At 73.6% G+C, this 16,438-nt stretch carries 14 protein-coding genes, 2 pseudogenes and 1 riboswitch; of the genes and pseudogenes, 4 read left to right on the forward strand and 12 right to left on the reverse strand.

All coding sequences use genetic code 11. The features are described from left to right. Nucleotides 1-6 precede the first annotated feature (6 nt). From ABTX62_RS03585 to ABTX62_RS03625, 9 genes and pseudogenes are all read right to left on the reverse strand, one after another. Nucleotides 7-1,305, reverse strand: a complete 1,299-nt coding sequence (locus ABTX62_RS03585) for an MFS transporter (RefSeq protein ID WP_352114613.1) — start codon at nt 1,303-1,305, stop codon at nt 7-9. After that, the gene (locus ABTX62_RS03590) at nt 1,302-2,429 is read right to left on the reverse strand and encodes a PLP-dependent cysteine synthase family protein (protein WP_352114614.1); all 1,128 of its coding nucleotides are present in this window, start codon (nt 2,427-2,429) and stop codon (nt 1,302-1,304) included. The genes ABTX62_RS03585 and ABTX62_RS03590 overlap by 4 nt, the downstream gene beginning before the upstream one ends. 136 nt (nt 2,430-2,565) lie before the next feature. After that, nucleotides 2,566-2,967: a hypothetical protein gene (locus ABTX62_RS03595; RefSeq protein WP_352114615.1), complete on the reverse strand. Its 402-nt coding sequence runs from the start codon at nt 2,965-2,967 to the stop codon at nt 2,566-2,568. Between the two features lie 827 nt (nt 2,968-3,794). Continuing rightward, nucleotides 3,795-6,791, reverse strand: coding sequence for an AAA family ATPase (locus tag ABTX62_RS03600; RefSeq protein ID WP_352114616.1), 2,997 nt, complete (start codon nt 6,789-6,791; stop codon nt 3,795-3,797). Beyond that, nucleotides 6,788-7,951, reverse strand: coding sequence for an exonuclease SbcCD subunit D (locus ABTX62_RS03605; RefSeq protein ID WP_352114617.1), 1,164 nt, complete (start codon nt 7,949-7,951; stop codon nt 6,788-6,790). Before ABTX62_RS03605 ends, ABTX62_RS03600 begins: the two co-directional genes overlap by 4 nt. 204 nt (nt 7,952-8,155) lie before the next feature. Then, entirely contained in the window at nt 8,156-8,782 is a 627-nt protein-coding gene (locus tag ABTX62_RS03610) for a YigZ family protein (protein ID WP_352114618.1), read from the reverse strand. Between the two features lie 9 nt (nt 8,783-8,791). Beyond that, entirely contained in the window at nt 8,792-9,352 is a 561-nt protein-coding gene (locus tag ABTX62_RS03615; RefSeq protein WP_352114619.1) for a SixA phosphatase family protein, read from the reverse strand. Further along, nucleotides 9,349-10,065, reverse strand: a complete 717-nt coding sequence (locus ABTX62_RS03620; RefSeq protein ID WP_352114620.1) for a hypothetical protein — start codon at nt 10,063-10,065, stop codon at nt 9,349-9,351. The genes ABTX62_RS03615 and ABTX62_RS03620 overlap by 4 nt, the downstream gene beginning before the upstream one ends. Before the next feature lie 170 nt (nt 10,066-10,235). Continuing rightward, nucleotides 10,236-10,658 (reverse strand): annotated as a pseudogene (locus ABTX62_RS03625) (ABC transporter ATP-binding protein); the annotation flags it as partial. After that, nucleotides 10,643-10,834: riboswitch (cobalamin riboswitch) on the reverse strand. It overlaps the preceding pseudogene by 16 nt. A gap of 83 nt (nt 10,835-10,917) precedes the next feature. Here ABTX62_RS03625 and ABTX62_RS03630 point away from each other — a divergent pair. Together ABTX62_RS03630 and ABTX62_RS03635 are read left to right on the forward strand one after the other, a co-directional pair. Next, on the forward strand, nt 10,918-11,346 hold the full coding sequence (locus ABTX62_RS03630) for a CoA-binding protein (protein WP_352114621.1): 429 nt from the start codon (nt 10,918-10,920) through the stop codon (nt 11,344-11,346). Between the two features lie 220 nt (nt 11,347-11,566). After that, a complete protein-coding gene (locus tag ABTX62_RS03635) occupies nt 11,567-12,790 on the forward strand; it encodes a 4-hydroxybenzoate 3-monooxygenase (RefSeq protein ID WP_352114622.1) in 1,224 nt (407 codons plus the stop codon). Between the two features lies 1 nt (nt 12,791). On the opposite strand, the gene ABTX62_RS03640 is transcribed toward ABTX62_RS03635, so the two are convergent. Then, the gene (locus ABTX62_RS03640; RefSeq protein WP_352114623.1) at nt 12,792-13,151 is read right to left on the reverse strand and encodes an ArsR/SmtB family transcription factor; all 360 of its coding nucleotides are present in this window, start codon (nt 13,149-13,151) and stop codon (nt 12,792-12,794) included. A gap of 63 nt (nt 13,152-13,214) precedes the next feature. Between ABTX62_RS03640 and ABTX62_RS03645 the strand changes: the two genes are divergently transcribed. Continuing rightward, entirely contained in the window at nt 13,215-14,261 is a 1,047-nt protein-coding gene (locus ABTX62_RS03645) for a cation diffusion facilitator family transporter (protein ID WP_352114624.1), read from the forward strand. Nucleotide 14,262: 1 nt separating this feature from the next. On the opposite strand, the gene ABTX62_RS03650 is transcribed toward ABTX62_RS03645, so the two are convergent. Further along, on the reverse strand, nt 14,263-14,820 hold the full coding sequence (locus tag ABTX62_RS03650; protein WP_352114625.1) for a YbaK/EbsC family protein: 558 nt from the start codon (nt 14,818-14,820) through the stop codon (nt 14,263-14,265). A 43-nt stretch (nt 14,821-14,863) separates the two neighbouring features. After that, a complete protein-coding gene (locus ABTX62_RS03655) occupies nt 14,864-15,436 on the reverse strand; it encodes a cupin domain-containing protein (RefSeq protein ID WP_352114626.1) in 573 nt (190 codons plus the stop codon). Nucleotides 15,437-15,534: 98 nt separating this feature from the next. Between ABTX62_RS03655 and ABTX62_RS03660 the strand changes: the two are divergent. Further along, nucleotides 15,535-16,391 (forward strand): annotated as a pseudogene (locus ABTX62_RS03660) (EamA family transporter). The last annotated feature ends 47 nt before the right edge of the window (nt 16,392-16,438 follow it).

The raw sequence follows: 16,438 nt of genomic DNA on the forward strand, positions 1-16,438 counted from the left end.
GGTGGGTCAGGCGGTCGCGGCGAGCGGCTCGGAGGACGGCGCCGTCAGCCGTCCGGTGCGGTACAGGCCGTACAAGGCGGCCGCGCAGGCCAGCCCGAGCGCACACAGCGTGATCCACGGCAGCGCGGGCATCCCGGCCGCGCGGGCGGTGTCGAGCGCGGCGCCCGTGCCGAGGTTCCCGACGGTGATGCCGATGCCGCAGATCGTGTTGTACAGCCCGTAGTGGGTGGCGACGAGGCGGTCACCGGAGAGGCGGACGATGGTGTCCATCTCGAACGGGTAGGCGATCATCGTGCCGATGGCCAGCAGCAGCGCGGCGAGCGTCGGCGGAACCGCCGCGAGCAGCCACAGTCCGATCCCGGACTCCGGTACCGGCACGGCGGTGGCGAGCAGCAGCGGCACGAAGGCCGATCCCATCGCCGCCAGTCCGCGCACGAGTGCCTGTCCTGGCTCGTACCGTGCCTTGCACCAGGCCGTCACCCGCGTCTGACCGAGGATCGTGGCCAGTCCGGAGACGGCGAAGAGCAGCGCGACCGCCGCCGTGCCGAACTGCCCGTCGCCGCCGAGCCGGCGTACCTCCAGCGGCAGCGCCAGATAGACCTGGAAGGACAGGACGTACGAACCGATCATGGCGATGGAGAAGAGCACGAACGGCCGGTTGGCGAGGATGCCGCGCCACTGGGCGAGCACACCCTGGCCGGCGTGAGGGTCCTTCCGCTCGGTGTCCTCCGGCGTCCTGGCGGGCAGCGCGCGGATCTGTACGACGCTCAGCACCGCGAAGATCCCGGCCGACACCAGGCAGGTGACGCGGAAGTCCACCCCGGTCAGCACCATGCCGACCAGCGGGCCCAGCAGGATGCCTGCCTGGTAGAACACGTTGAACAGCGCGAACGCCTCGACCCTGCGCTCCCCCGCGTCCGCCGCGAGGTAGGCCCGTACGGCCGGGTTGAACAGCGCCCCGGCCAACCCGGTGGCCGCTGAAGCGGCGAGCAGGGCAGGCAGGGAGTCGACGAATCCGAGCGTCGCGAAGCCGAGGGTGCGCAGCACGCATCCGGCGACGATCAGCGGTTTGTAGCCGAGCCGGTCGGCGAGTGTGCCGCCGACCAGGAACATGCCCTGCTGGCTGAAGTTGCGTACGCCGAGGACGAGTCCGACGATCCAGCCGGCGAGCCCGAGCGTTCCGGAGAGGTGGGCGGCCAGATAGGGCATCAGCATGTAGAAGCCGAGGTTGATGGTGAACTGGTTGACCATCAACAACTGGACGCTGCCTTCGTACGACCGGACCTGGGTGAGCAGCCCCTTCACCGGTCCTCCTCCGAGGCTCCGGCCTCGACGGCCGGTGCGCCCTGGGCGTCTCGCAGCGTGAGGGGGTCGACGACGGTGGTGCACCGGGTCCAGCGGGTGACCTCCTTCTCGTCCAGGCGGCCGAGCAGCTCCGGTTCGGGTGCCGGCGGCGACTCCAGCAGGCCGTGGGCGGCGCAGTAGTCGTCGTCGTAGACGGTCCCCAGGTATCGCTGCGGGCCGTCGGGGAAGACCGCGACGATCCGTGCGTCGGCCGGCATCGTGCGGGCCAGCCAGCCCGCCACCAGCGCGACCGCGCCGACGCTCCAGCCGCCGGTGGCGTAGTGGGAGGTGGCCAGTTGGCGGCAGGTCCACACGGCCTCGTGCGGGGCTACCCAGTGCACCTCGGAGAAGTTCTCGTAGGCGACGTTGCGGGGGTAGATGCTGGAGCCGAGGCCGCGCATCAGGCGGGTCCGGGCGGGCTGGCCGAAGATCGTGGAACCGATGGTGTCCACGCCGATGACAGTCAGCTCGGGGTAGAGCTGGCGCAGGACGCGGGAGACGCCGGCCGAGTGGCCTCCGGTGCCGACGCTGCACACCAGCACGTCGATGTGGCCCATCTCGGAGGCGAGTTCGAGAGCCAGCGGTGTGTAGGCGGCGACGTTGTCGGGGTTGTTGTACTGGTCCGGGCACCAGGAGCCGGGGTGCTGCTCCAGCAGCCGCTGCACGCGGTCACGGCGGGCCTGCTGCCAGCCTCCGGTGGGGTGCGGCTCGGAGACGACGTTGACCTGGGCTCCGTACGCGGTCAGCAGCCGGGTCATGGACAGCTCAAGACCCGGATCGGTGACCAGGGTGACCGGATGGCCGTACACCATCCCGGCCAGAGCCAGCCCCAGTCCCAGGGTCCCGCTCGTGGACTCGATGATCCGCCCGCCGGGCCGCAGGTCGCCACGGGCACGGGCCCGCTCCACCATGTGCAGCCCCGGACGGTCCTTGATGCCGCCGGGGTTGAAGCCTTCGAGCTTCGCCCAGAAGCCCCGCCCGGCCGGGGCCAGCGGCTCCGACACCCGCAGCAGCGGGGTGTTGCCCACCAGCCCGGACAGGGCGGGCCGGCCGGAGGGGGTCGCGGCCTTGGTCAATGACTGCATGTCTTTGTGTTCACTCTCGCTCGATGAATACCTGTGCGGTTCATCTCGCGCGTCCTGGTCACGAGCGGACGATGCGTCCGCGCTCAGGCCATGGGCGCGCGGCAGCCGTGAAGTCCTTCGGCTGCGAGCGAGTGGTCTAGATCCGCCACCGCGAGGTGCGAGCGAGCGCGAGGCGGCCGGTGCGTGCGCTGCGACGGCTACGGCGGCCACGCCGCAGGAGGGGTCTCCCGGCCACCACGGACACGGCAAGGAGTACGACGGCCAGAGCGAGTTCCGTGGCCGGCTGGGCCGCGGCGCGCACGATCACGCCCGCGGCGCACTCCTCGGCCCCGTGGGGGAGGTGGGGGCCATGAGGGTCCATGCCCGCTGCCGTCACCGAGGACGTGACAGGCGCGGACACCGAGGCGTGCGCCTCTTCGGACACGCCGTGCAGGACGGCGCAGAGCACGAGCGCCATCACGAGGGCGCCGCGGATCGCCGAGACGAATCGGCGCGACAGCGACGAGCCGCAGGGGACCCATAGGGGGTGCGTGGGCATACGGGAGTGGGTCGACACAGGTCCTCCGTGCTGCCGCCACGTCTCCGTTGAGCACGGAGTGAGGCGCAGACATGGGTGGGGCAGGACGGCTTCGACGAACGTGGCGACCCATCATCAGCACGGGACAGGACGCTCGTCGCGCGGTACCAGCCGAACCGGTGGCATCCGGCAGGCCGGTTGGCGGAACCGCGTACCTCTAGACCTGCCGCACCACGGAGGCTGCTCTGAGAGCCACGGAAGACTCACCGTCCTTGGGACCACCAGCGGCCGGCCCTCGAACGGTCGAGGCGTGGGAGGAACCGGTCGATTCACGAACCGACGCTGCGAAGCAGGGCGGTACCAGGGCGGAAGCCTGCTGAGGCTGTCCGGACACGCAGTGCTCACCAGGGTGAGACGGCCCGTGGCCCCCATGGTGATCGTCGGCATCCGCGGCGGACCGCACCGTCGGCTCGACGCCCGCAGGGCGAACGCCGCCGTCCGGCGGTGCGGTGAAGGCTGTTGCGCCGGTGGAGAGGTGCCCCGTGACGCTTTGCACGTGCACGCCGTGCGTCATGAGGACGCCGAACAGGAGCACGGCCATGGCCAGCAGGCGCGGCAACGGACCCGCACCGGAGCGGGTCCTGACGATGCGCCGGGGCGACCAAGCCGTGACCATGCCGTAATCCTAGCGGCTCGCTGGAAGTGATCGACCACCCGTGCGGAAACACTGAGTCAACTCGCCGGATGAATGGCTTGTTTGCTGCGGCTGGTACTCAGGCCGCCTGATCCGCCGCCGTACGGGAGCGGCCGGCACCGGAACTCGGTGAGGACCGCGCGGGGCCGCCGAACTAACCGGCGCCGCGCTGACGCAGCGCCGACCCGGACCGGCTCTTGACCACTTCGAGCTGGGCGTGGATGCGCCGCCGCAGGTCGGGGACATGGCTGACGATGCCGACGCTGCGGTCGCGTTCGCGCAGCGAGTCGAGGACGTCGAGCACCTCGTCGAGAGTCTGGTCGTCGAGGCTGCCGAAGCCCTCGTCGATGAAGAGGGTGTCCAGGCGCACCCCGCCCGCCTCGTCGGTGACGACGTCCGCGAGGCCCAGGGCCAGCGCGAGCGAGGCGAAGAACGTCTCGCCGCCCGACAGCGTCGCCGTGTCCCGCTCGCGGCCGGTCCAGGCGTCGACCACGTGCAGCCCGAGCCCGCTGCGGCCGCGCCCGGTGCGGTCGTCGGAGTGGACGAGGGTGTAGCGGCCGGACGACATGCGGCGCAGCCGCACGGTCGCGGCGGCGGCGACCTGCTCCAGCCGGGCCGCCAGGACGTACGACTCCAGGCGCATCCGGCGCTCGTTGTCCGCCGACGTACCCGCGGCGAGGCCCGCCATCCGGGCGACGCGGTCGTACTCCTCGCGCAGCGGCGCCAGCCGCCGCACGGCGGTCGTGGCCCGGGCGGACAGCCGGTCGAGTTCCACGCAGCGCCGGCCGGCGGCGTCGTGGGCGGAGGCGGCGTCGCGCAGCCGCCGGGCCGCCTCGTCGGCGGCCCGTTGCGCCGCGGACAGGTCGGCCTGCGGCGCGCGGGCCGCCGCGGCCGTGTCGGCCTCGGCGAGGACGGCCCGTACGGCGGCCTCCTCGTGCTGCCAGGCGTCCAGTCGGCGTTGCAGTTCGCGGTGGGCGGCGTTGTCGAGGAGGGCGTCGGCCGCGGCCTGCGGGGTGTCGAAGCCGGCCCGGAAGGCGGCGTCGGCGAGCCGGGCGTCGGCGTCCTTGAGCCGCTGGGCGGTGTCCTCGGCGACGCGGGCGGCGTCGGCGGCGTCGGTGAGCAGCGCGGTCCGCCGCTCCAGCTGTGCGGCTCGCGCGGCGACACTGTCCAGGGAGCCCCGCGCCCGGTCCAGTTCCTCCTCCAGGGCGGCCCGTTCGCTGTCCAGCCGCTCGCGGTGACCGACGCGTGCGGCAGTCCGTACGGCGGCCTCCTGCCGGGCGGCGAGGCGCCGTTCGTGCTCCTGCCCGGCCTGCCGCAGCCGCTCCCGCGCGGAGTGCAGTTCGGCGGCGGCGCCGCGGGCCCGCGCGTACTGCTCCTCCACCTGCTCGACTTCCTCGGCCAGTCGGTCGGTGGGGGCGTCACCGGCCTCGGCGGTGGCGGCGGCCAGTGCCTCCCGTACGACGCCGAGGCGCCGTTCGTCCTCGGCGCGCTGTTCGTCGGCGCGCTGGTAGGCGGTGAGGGCGTGCTCCTCCGCCTCGCGGTCGACGTGCCCGGCGACCTTGCGGGCCGGGGCGGGGTGTTCGGTGGCGCCGCAGACGGCGCAGGGCTCGCCCCCGGTGAGGTGTGCGGCCAGTTCGGCGGCGATGCCGTTCAGACGCTGTTCCTTGAGGTCGAGCCAGTGCTGCTGGGCCGCCAGCGTCTCGTCCCGCGCGGTGCGGACCCGGTCGACCGCCTGGTCCGTGTCCTGGGCGAGCTGATCGCGCAGGCGGGCCGCCCGGAGCCGCTGCCGGGCGGGCTCGCGCCGCACGGCGAGCTGCTCGGCCAGGGCCGCGGCCTGCTGCGCGGCCTCCACCCGGTCCTGGAGTCGGGTGCGCGTCTCCTCCCAGCCGTCGAGCCAGGTCTCCGCCTCCTGGAGGAGGTCCGCGTCGGCACGCTCCTGCCGGCTCAGACCGTCGCGTTCGTCGAGGAGTTCGGCCAGCCGCCGCTCGGCGCGGCGGGCCGAGTCGAGCCCGCCCAGTTCCTCGGCGGCCCGGCGTGCGGCGGCGGCGAGTCCGGCCGCGCCCGCGTCGGCGAAGGCCTCCGGGAGCAGGGCACGGGCACGCGCCTCGGCGGTCACGGCCCGGCGGTGTTCGGCTTCGGCGGATTCTCGCAGGTCCAGGGCGGGCGCGACCGCTTCGGCCTTGCGGGACCGCTCCATGAGCGCCTGCGCCTGCCGGTAGGCCTCGGCTCCGTGCTCCAGGCGTGCCGCCCGGTCCCGCGCCTCCGCGAACCGCCGCTGGAGGCGGTCCAGTTCGCGGACGTCGTCCAGGGCGCGGCCGGCGGCGGCCTGGGCGGACTCGGCCGCGCCGAGCGTGCACGCGGCGACGGTGAGTTGTTCACGGGCGGTGCTGCGGGCGACGGCGGCGGCACTCAGGACAGCCTCGGCGAGTCCCGGTTCGCCGGGGGCGAGTTCGGGCAGCTCCATGGCGTCGCCCGCGGCCTGCTGCATGCGGTGGGCGTCGGCCAGCAGTTCCGCGTCCCCGTCGCGCACCCGGGCCTCGGTGACGCGGCGGCGCTCGGCGAGGCGCTTCTCGACGTCGGCGAAGCGGCGGGTGTCGAACAGCCGGCCCAGCAGTTTGCCGCGGGCCTCGGCGTCGGCGCGCAGGAACCGGGCGAAGTCGCCCTGCGGCAGCAGCACGACCTGGCAGAACTGCTCCCGGCTCATGCCGAGCAGCTGGGTGATCTCCTCGCCGATCTCCTGGTGGGAGCGGCTCAGGTCCTTCCAGGCGCCGGCCGTCGGGTCGTACTCGCGCAGCCAGGTCTGGGCCTTGTCGAGTGTCGTGCCGGTGCCGCGCTTCTTGGGGCGCTCCCAGGGCGGCTGGCGGGTGAGCTCCAGGCGGCGGCCGGCGACGGTGAGTTCGAGGGCGACCTCGGTGCGGGTCGCGGGCGCGGCGTGGTCGCTGCGCAGGGTCGTGCCCTGGCCGCCGCCCTGCCGGGCGCCGGGCACCGAGCCGTACAGGGCGTAGCAGACGGCGTCGAGGACGGACGTCTTGCCCGCGCCGGTGGGTCCGTGCAGCAGGAACAGCCCGGCGGTCGACAGTTCGTCGAAGTCGACCGTCTGGGTGCCTCCGAAGGGCCCGAAGGCGGTGAGAGCCAGCCGGTGGAGCCTCACCGGGCCACCTCCCGTACGGTCTCGTCGGCCCGCACCGCGTCGAAGGCGTCCCGCAGCACGCCCTGTTCGTGCGGGTCGGGTCCGGCGCCGCGCACATGGGCGACGAAGTCCTCCGCGATCTCCTGGTCGCTGCGGCCGGCGAGACGCCGGGCATAGGACACCTCGGACTCGTCCTCGTCGCGGTCGGGGTCGAAGACGAGGCTGAGCGTGTGCGGGAACCGCTCGGCGAGCCGGGCCATCGGGTCGGCCGGCCGGACGGGGTCGGTGAGGGTCGCCTCGACCCACGCCTCCTCGTGCGGTGCCAGGTCCGGGTCGGCGAGCAGGTTCTCCAGGGTGCCCCGGATCCGGGCCAGGGCGCGGGGCGCGGGGCAGTCGACGCGCTCGGCGTCGACGGAGCCGTCCGCGGCCAGGTCGACCAGCCACATGCTCTTGCGGTGGGCGGCCTCCGAGAAGGAGTAGGGCAGCGGGGAGCCGGAGTAGCGGACGCGACCGGTGAGGGTCTGGCAGCCGTGCAGATGCCCGAGCGCCACGTAGTCGACGCCGTCGAACACCCCGGCGGGGACCGCGGCGACGCCGCCGACGGTGATGTCCCGCTCGCTGTCGCTGGGTTCGCCGCCGGTGACGAAGGCGTGCGCGAGGACCACGGAGCGGGTGCCGGGCGGGCGGGTGCCGAGGTCGGCACGGACCCGGTCCATGGCGGCGGCGAGCACGGCCTCGTGCCCGGCCTTCTCCACCCCGAACTCGTCCTTCACCAGGGCCGGTTCGAGGTACGGCAGGCCGTAGAAGGCGACGTCGCCGTGGGCGTCGGGCAGTACGACCGGGGTGCCTGCGGCCGACGGCTCGGTCCGCAGGTGGATGCCGGCCCGCCCGATCAGTCCGGCGCCGACGCCGAGCCGGCGGGCCGAGTCGTGGTTGCCGGAGATCATCACCGTCGGCACGCCCAGGTCGGCGAGGCGGTGCAGGGCGTCGTCGAACAGTTCGACCGCGGCGAGCGGCGGCACCGCCCGGTCGTACACGTCCCCCGAGACCACCACCGCGTTCACGGCCCGCTCCCGGACGGTCATGACGAGGTGGCCGATGAACTCGGCCTGGGCACCGAGCATGTTCACCCGGTGGAAGGCCCGGCCGAGGTGCCAGTCGGACGTGTGCAGCAGTCTCACGACCCCGCCCCGACCCGCATGTCTCCCCCTGCTTCCCCGCACAGCCAGCGCGAGCCGGTACGGCTCGCTGTCAGCACCCACCACGCTAACGCGTGCGGGCCCCTGCTCCACCACGAACCTCGGCAAGCCACGCCCGCCCGGCGCCGATTCAAGGGACATGTCCGTATGTGTACTGAGAAAACGCCGCCGGGACGGGGCCGCGCGTCACGCGTCGCCGTACGCCTCTCCGCCCGGTTCGAAGCCGGCCGTCCCGGCGGTGGCGTCGGCGAGCCAGGATCTGAAGTCCTCCACGTCGGCGTCCGGAAGCGCGATCTCGATCGTGACGGCCTCCGCGTAGCGCACGTCGCGGACCTCGCGTCCGGTGGTGCGCAGGTCGTTCTCGAGTTTGCCGGCGCGCTGGTGGTCGACGGTGACCGTGGCCAGCCGGAACCTGCGGCGGGTGCGGGTGCCGAGGCTGTCCAGCGCCTCGCCGACCGCTCCGCCGTACGCCCGGATGAGCCCGCCGGCGCCGAGCTTGACCCCGCCGTAGTAGCGGGTGACGACGGCGACGACGTACCGCATGTCCCGGCGCAGCAGCATCTGGAGCATGGGGACTCCGGCCGTGCCGCCCGGTTCGCCGTCGTCGCTCGCCTTCTGGACGGAGGCGTCGGCGCCGATGACGTAGGCCCAGCAGTTGTGGCTCGCGTCGGCGTGCTCCTTGCGGACCGCGGCGATGAAGGCCTGGGCCTCCTGTTCGGTGGCCGCAGGGGCGAGGGCGCACAGGAAGCGGGAGCGGTTGACCTCGGTCTCGTGCACGCCGGCGGCGGTGACCGTGCGGTATTCGTCCTGCATCCGGCCAGCCTATGCGCGGCCCCCGGACTGCTTCTTGGCGCCCCGGGGCACGATCACGGAGGTGAGCAGCGCGGTGCCGGGGGCGAGGTCCCGCCAGGCCGTGCCGCGCCAGGACAGCACGGCGATCGCCGAGGTGGGGAACTTCGTCCGGACCCGCTCCAGGGTGTCGTCGAGGCCGTCGTCGGCGAGGGCCAGGACCAGTTCCTCCACACCCGGGTTGTGCCCGATCAGCAGCAGGGTCTCCACCTCGGCGGGCACCTCGTGCACGACGGCCAGCAGACCGGACGGGCCGGCGGCGTAGATGCGGCGGTCGTGCCGGACCGGCGGGGGCGTGCCCCACTCGGCCGCGGCCAGGTCCCAGGTCCGGCGGGCGCGGACGGCGGTGGAGCACAGCGCGAGGTCGGGCAGGAGGTCGGCGTCGGCCAGGACCCGCCCGGCCGCCGGGGCGTCCCGGCGGCCCCGCGGGGCGAGGGGACGTTCGTGGTCGGCGACGTCCAGGGGCCAGGAGGACTTGGCGTGCCGCAGCACGACCAGACGGCGCAGCGGACCCGCCCCGGAGCGTTCGATCATGACGGTGACCCCAGGTCGCGGGTGAGTTCGAGGCCGAGGAGCCGGTCGGCGTAGGCGTACGTCTCGAAGCGTGCGCCGTCCGCGAGGTCCGGCCCGGTCTCGACGTGGCGCAGGACGTCCAGCACCCCGGGCACGTCCAGGTCGTCCTCCCAGGCGTCGCGCAGCCGCCCCCGCACGTCGTCGGGGATCGGCCGGGAGGGCTGCCGCGCCCAGCGGGCGACCGCGGTGCGCCAGCGGGCAAGGGTGTCGCGGGCGTCGCCGAGGGAGGCCCTTTCCAGCCGGACCGGCGTGCTGTGGTGCCGGGTGAGCAGCGCCAGGCGCAGGGTGGTGGGGTCAGAGTGGTCCGGCGTGTCCACCTCCACCGGCGCGACGGCGATCCGCACCCCGTCGGGCAGCGGCCCGTCCTCGGCGACGACGTGGACGGCCTGGGCCTCGCCCAGTCCGGCGCCGACGTCGGGACTGTCCTCGAAGGGGTGCATGCCGAGGGTCGCGGCGTCCGCACGCAGTTCCGCCTGCCTGCGACCGCCGGTCAGCAGCGCCCACACCGGTGTGCCGCCGAGTTCCAGGGCCCGGACGAGGAGGTCCCCGACGAGCAGCACCCGCAGGTTCGTCGTGTCGGAACCGTGCGCGTGCACCACGACACGGGTCAGGCCCCGGCGGGCCGGGGCGGCGTCGACCGGCTCATGGCTTCGGGCGTCGATGATGCGCAGCACGGGGTGAGCGTAGGCGGGCGGACACGCGCACGCGGGCAGGTTCGCCGTTTTCGGGCCACCGTGGCGCGATCGCCCCCGCCGGTGGCCTGTGCGGCGCCCCTCTCAGGCCGGCGTCCCCAGGAACCGCACACATGCGGCCGCCCCTCGTGCCCTCCAGGGCGGACGTCGGCCACCCCGTACACCTCGGCGATGAGCTCCTGCGTGAGGACGTCCCCCGGAGTGCCTCCGGCCACGACCCGCCCCGCGCACAGCACCACGACCTGATCGCAGTACATCGCCGCGAGGTCGAGGTCGTGCAGGGCGACGACGGTGGTGACCGGAAGGCCCGTGACGAGGGTGAGCAGGTCGAGCTGGTGGTGGATGTCGAGGTGGTTGGTGGGCTCGTCGAGGAGGAGTTCGCGGGATTCCTGGGCGAGCGCGCGGGCGATGTGCACCCGCTGGCGTTCGCCGCCCGAGAGGGTGTGCCAGGGCTGGCCGGAACGGCCGGTGAGGTCCGTGCGCTCCAGGGCGGCGCGCACGGCCCGCTCGTCGTCCGCGGAGGCGGGTGTCCAGGCCCGGCGGTGCGGGACGCGGCCCAGCCGTACGACGTCCTCCAGCAGGTCTTCGGACGCGGGTTCCCCCGGATCGGAGCGCCTTCCCGGACGTCCACGAGAAAGTCCAGTGGCCGAGGCCCCGCCCGTCCCCCTCACCGCTGCGCGTCAGTTCCGGTTCGCACCGGATTCCCTGACTGGCCCACGCACATGGGTTCACTGGCCTCGGCAAGCTGTCACGGAGGCCGTCCGGGGAATCACCGCGCACCCTGCGCCGTTGAACCCGGGAGCAGCTCGTCCACGACTTCCGAGGAGGCCGCCGGTGTACGGCGACGAGGCAACGGTCCGCAGGATTCTCACCGGGCTCGGCGACACCTGGGCCGTGGTGGGCCTGTCGTCGAACCGGCGGCGCGCGGCGTACGGCGTCGCCGCCGTGCTCCAGCGCTTCGGCAAGCGCGTGGTGCCGGTGCACCCGAAGGCGGAGACGGTGCACGGGGAAAGGGGGTACGCGAGCCTGGCGGACATCCCCTTCGACGTGGACGTCGTGGACGTCTTCGTGAACAGCGACCTCGCCGGAGCCGTCGCCGACGAGGCGGTCGCCAAGGGCGCCAAGGGCGTCTGGTTCCAGCTCGGCGTCATCGACGAAGCGGCGTACGACCGGACCCGGGCGGCGGGCCTGGAGATGGTGATGGACCGCTGCCCGGCGATCGAGATCCCACGGCTGTCTGATCACCGCGTACAGGAATCCTGAAGCGTTTCCCACGACATTCCCGCACCCGGTCAAGGGTGCACAACTCGTCGGCTGCTACGCCTGGTACGCCGCCGCGGTCGCTGGTCGTCGCCGTTTCTCACCGGCGATCTGCTGACGGGCCCGCGCCTCGGTTCCCGGTCCGGGGAGATCGAGCGAGGCGTCGAGGAGGTGGCCGTCGCGCGGGTGCCCGTCCCCCGGGACCGGCCTCCATAATGTGCGCATGACCCACGCCCTCCCGTCCGCCGGATCCGGCGCGACGCAACGCTTCCCGGTCGTCGTCGTGGGCGCCGGTCCCGCGGGTCTGACCGTCGGCAACATCCTGCGGGCCGCGTCCGTGGACTGCCTGGTGCTGGAGACGGAGACCCGTGCGTTCGTCGAACGGCGGCCCCGGGCCGGGGTCATCGAGGAATGGGCCGTGCGCGGCCTGGAGAAGCGGGGCCTCGCCCGCAACCTGCTGGACCGCGCCGAGCTGCACACCGCGTGCGAGTTCCGCTTCGACGGGCAGCGCTACCGGTTCCCGTACGGCGAGCTGACGGGCAGCCACCACTTCGTCTACCCGCAGCCGTTGCTGGTGACGGACCTGGTGCGCGAGTACGCCGACGTCCGGGGCGGAGAGATCCGCTTCGGGGTCCGGGACGTGCGGATCCACGATCTCGACACCGACCGGCCCCGGGTGTCGTACACCTGCCCGGAGACCGGTGAAAGCCGCGTGGTGCACTGCGACTTCGTCGTCGGCTGCGACGGGGCACGCGGGGTGAGCCGGGCCTCGCTCCCGCCCGAGCGGGTCCGCATCGCGCGGCACGACTACGGTGTCGGCTGGCTGGCCCTGCTCGCCGAGGCCCCGCCGTCCGCCGACTGCGTGCTGTTCGGATGCCACGCGCGCGGGTTCGCCGGCCAGATGCCCCGCAGCCCGGAGGTGACCCGCTACTACCTGCAGTGCCCGCCGGGCGACGACCCGGCGAACTGGCCGCACGAGCGCGTCTGGGCCGAGCTCCAGGAGCGCCTCGGGGCGGCCGGTGTGCCGCCTCTGACCGAGGGGCGGCTGGTCGAGAAGCGCGTGCTGGACATGCACGACTACGTGGTCGAGCCGGTGGCACACGGCCGGCTGTTCCTCGCCGGCGACGCGGCCCATCTGGTCGCCCCCATCGCCGCCAAAGGCATGAGCCTCGCCCTGCACGACGCGTTTCTGCTCGGCGACGCGCTGGCCGCCCGGCTGACCGCCGGCGACGGCAGCGGGCTCGCGGGCTACGCGGAGGCGTGTCTGCGGCGCGTGTGGGACTACCAGGAGTTCTCGCAGTGGCTGTCCGAGGTGTACCACGGCACGGCGGCGGGCGACCCGTTCCGCGCGGGCACCGCGCTCGCCCGGCTGCGCCGCCTGTTCACCTCGCCCGTGGCGGCCGCCGCCTTCGCCGAGCAGTACCTCGGAACGGCGGCGCGGTACTGACTCAGTCGTGCGGGGGCCGGTCGCTGAGGCGGTGGTCGGCCACGTTCAGCGCCTCGTCGACGAGCCGGCGCAGATGGCCGTCGCGGAGTGAGTAGACCACCCGGCGGCCTTCCTTGCGCGTGTTCACCAGGCCCGCGAGGCGCAGTCGCGCCAGGTGCTGACTGACGGCCGGTCTGGCCGCCCCGCACGCTTCCGTGAGGGTCGTGACGTCGGCCTCTCCCCCGGTCAGCGCGTGCAGCAGCGCGAGCCTGGTCCGGTCCCCCAACAAGGCGAGGAGTTCGGCGGCGAGCGCGAACTGCTCGTCGCCGGGACTGTGCGGATGCGCGTCATGCGCAGATGACAGGTGCATGCGTGCGCTCATACGCACATAATGGCGCCCCGGGACGGGTACGTCCACTCTCGCGCGCACCGAAAGGGGATCCACGTGAGCGACCGGCACGAACACTCCCACCCGCACGACCACGACCACGACCACGACCACCGGCACGGCCTGCGCCGGCGGCTGAGCCATCTGCTCACCCCGCATTCCCACGAGACGGCCGACAAGGTCGACTCCGCGCTGGAGTCCTCCGCGCGCGGGATGCGTGCGTTGTGGGTCTCGCTCGCCGTCCTCGGCGTGACGGCGCTGGCCCAGGCGGTCGTGGTGGCCCTGTCCGGATCGGTGGCACTGCTCGGGGACACGGTGCACAACACCGCGGACGCACTGACCGCCGTGCCCCTCGGGATCGCCTTCGCGCTGGGCAGGCGCGCGGCCACCCGCCGCTTCACCTACGGCTACGGGCGGGCCGAGGACCTGGCCGGGCTAGGGATCGTGCTGACGATCGCCGCGTCCGCGGCCTTCGCGGGCTGGACGGCGGTGGACCGGCTGCTGGATCCGCGCCCCGTCCAGCACGTCCCGGCGGTCGCCGTGGCCGCTCTCGTGGGCTTCGCCGGCAACGAGTGGGTGGCCCGCTACCGCATCCGCGTCGGCCGTTCGATCGGCTCGGCAGCCCTGGTCGCCGACGGACTGCACGCCCGTACGGACGGCTTCACCTCACTGGCCGTGCTGCTGGGCGCCGGAGGGTCGGCCCTGGGCTGGCACCTGGCCGATCCGATCGTCGGACTGGCGATCACGGCGGCGATCGCGCTGGTGCTGCGGGACGCGGGCCGTGAGGTGTTCCGCCGGGTGATGGACGCCGTCGACCCGGCTCTGGTGGACCGGGCCGAGCGGGCCTTGGCCGAGGTACCCGGGGTGCGCGGGGTGGGTGAGCTCCGGCTGCGCTGGATCGGCCACCGGCTGCGCGCCGAGGTGGCGGTCGTGGTGGACGGCGACGTGACGGTGCGCGAGGCCCACCGCGTCGCCGTGGAGGCCGAGCACGCGCTGCTGCACGCGGTACCGCGGCTGACCACGGCCCTGGTGCACGCGGATCCCGAGCCGGCCCCGGGCGAGAGCGATCCCCATCTTCGGCTGGCCCATCACATCGCGGCGTAGATCAGCGGACCCCGAGGCCCTCCAGTACGACGGCGCCCGGCAGTTCCGCGAACGCCTTGCCCGGGACGAGCAGCTTGCCGCGCCGCCGGCCGCTGCCGACCAGCACATAGGGCAGGTCGACGACGGCGGCGTCCACCAGGACGGGCCAGCCCTCCGGCAGTCCGAGCGGGGTGATGCCGCCGTACTCCATGCCGGTCTCGCCGGTGGCCGTGTCCATCGAGGCGAAGGACGCCTTGCGGGCACCGAGCCGGCGGCGCACGGCGCCGTTCACGTCGACCCGGGTGGTGGACAGCACGACACACGCGGCGAGCGTGGACTCCCCGCCGCGCTTGCCCGCGACGACCACGCAGTTCGCCGAACGCTCCAGCAGGTCCTGCCCGTAGTGCTCCACGAAGGTGGCGGTGTCGGCCCACTCCGGGTCGGTGTCGACGTAGACGATGTGCTCGGCGGGGACGCCGCCCCGCCAGTGGCGTACGGCGTCGGCCACCGGGGCGGTGAGTTCGTCGAGGCAGGCGGGGGCCGGGCGGGCGTTGTCGAAGTGTCCGATGGGTGCGCGCATGAGCGCACGCTAACAACAGCGGACCGGCGGCGGGCCGGGCGTCTCAGGTCACGGGCGGCACCGAGACTGCCATGACCATCTCCATGGGCGCGTCGCCGGTGTTGCCGTAGGTGTGCGGGACGTTGGCCTCGAAGTGGACGCTGGCGCCGGCGGGCACGCGGTGTTCGACGCCATCGACGGTGAGGGTCAGCTCGCCCGCCGTGACGTGGAGCAGTTCGGTCGTGCCGGCCGGGTGCGGATCCGAGGGGCTGCTCTCGCCGGGCATGAGCCGCCAGTCCCACATCTCCAGCGGGCCGGGCGCCTCGGTGCCCGCGAGGAGCCGGTTGTAGCTGCCGGCGTCGGTGTGCCACAGCCGTACGGCCTGCTCGGCCGGGACGACGCGGACGTTCGGGGCCTGCCCGTGCTCGAGCAGGGTGGTGATGCTGACGCCGAGCGCGTCCCCGATCTTGACGACGGTGCCGAGGCTGGGGTTGGTGCGGGCCTGCTCGATCTGGATGAGCATGCCGCGGCTGACCCCCGCCCGGGCGGCGAGCACGTCCAGGGTGAAGCCGCGCACCGCGCGCCAGTGCTTGACGCTCCGCGCCAGGGACTGGGTCAGCAGGTCGAGGTCCGACACATTCCGTCCAATATTCTGTGTTACACAGTACAGCGAACTGCACTATGGTGTGGTTGCACCTGATCGTCCACTGAACTGTACTGCGAGGTGTCCGCCCCATGACAGCGCTCTTCGCCCTGGCCACCAGCCTGCTCTGGGGGCTGGCCGACTTAGGCGGCGGCCTGCTGTCCCGGCGCACGCCCGCGCTCACGGTGGTCGTCGTCTCGCAGTCGATCGCGGTGGCCGTGCTGGGCGCGGTCGTGGTGGCGACCGGCGGCTGGAGCGAGGCGGGGCCGCAGCTGTGGTTCGCCGTGGCGGCCGGGCTGGTCGGGCCGGTGGCGATGCTCGCCTTCTACAAGGCGCTCGCGCTGGGCCCGATGGGCGTCTCTCGCCGCTGGGGTCGATCGGCGTGGCCGTGCCGGTCGGGGTGGGCCTGGTGCTGGGCGAACGCCCCGGCCTGGTGCAGTTCCTCGGCATCCTGGTCGCCGTCGCGGGTGTGTGCCTGGCCGGCGGCCCCCAGTTCCGCGGCGCTCCCGTCCAGCGCCAGGCCATCGCCCTCACCCTGCTCGCGGCGTTCGGCTTCGGCGCGGTCATGGCTCTGATCGCCGAGGCGTCGACCACACTGACCGGGCTGTTCCTGGCACTGTTCGTGCAGCGGGTGACGAATGTCGCCGCCGGCGGCCTGGCGCTGTACGTCTCGGTGCGGCGCGGGACGCCCGCACTCCCGGCGAACGGCTTCCCCTGGCACTCCCTGCCCGCCCTCGCCTTCATCGGCCTCGCGGACGTCGCCGCGAACGGCACGTACTCGATCGCCGCGCAGCACGGCCCGGTGACGGTCGCCGCCGTGCTGGCCTCCCTGTACCCGGTGGTGACGGCCGTGGCGGCACGGGGCGTGCTGCGCGAACGGCTCCGGGCGGTTCAGACCGCGGGGGCGGGACTGGCCCTGGTGGGCACGGTGCTGCTGGCCTCGGGTTGATCCCGGCTCAGACCCCAGGGGCGGCGCGCCTCTGCGTCCGGGCGCCC

It is taken from the genome of Streptomyces sp. NPDC096046, assembly GCF_040303285.1.
In the GTDB taxonomy this organism is placed as follows: Bacteria; Actinomycetota; Actinomycetes; order Streptomycetales; family Streptomycetaceae; genus Streptomyces.

Coding starts and splice junctions, on each gene's coding strand:
- ABTX62_RS03635 (WP_352114622.1), top strand. CDS start 11,567: ATGACCCACGCCCTCCCGTCCGCCGGATCCGGCGCGACGCAACGCTTC.
- ABTX62_RS03650 (WP_352114625.1), bottom strand. CDS start 14,820: ATGCGCGCACCCATCGGACACTTCGACAACGCCCGCCCGGCCCCCGCC.
- ABTX62_RS03590 (WP_352114614.1), bottom strand. CDS start 2,429: ATGCAGTCATTGACCAAGGCCGCGACCCCCTCCGGCCGGCCCGCCCTG.
- ABTX62_RS03640 (WP_352114623.1), bottom strand. CDS start 13,151: ATGAGCGCACGCATGCACCTGTCATCTGCGCATGACGCGCATCCGCAC.
- ABTX62_RS03615 (WP_352114619.1), bottom strand. CDS start 9,352: ATGATCGAACGCTCCGGGGCGGGTCCGCTGCGCCGTCTGGTCGTGCTG.
- ABTX62_RS03595 (WP_352114615.1), bottom strand. CDS start 2,967: ATGCCCACGCACCCCCTATGGGTCCCCTGCGGCTCGTCGCTGTCGCGC.
- ABTX62_RS03610 (WP_352114618.1), bottom strand. CDS start 8,782: ATGCAGGACGAATACCGCACGGTCACCGCCGCCGGCGTGCACGAGACC.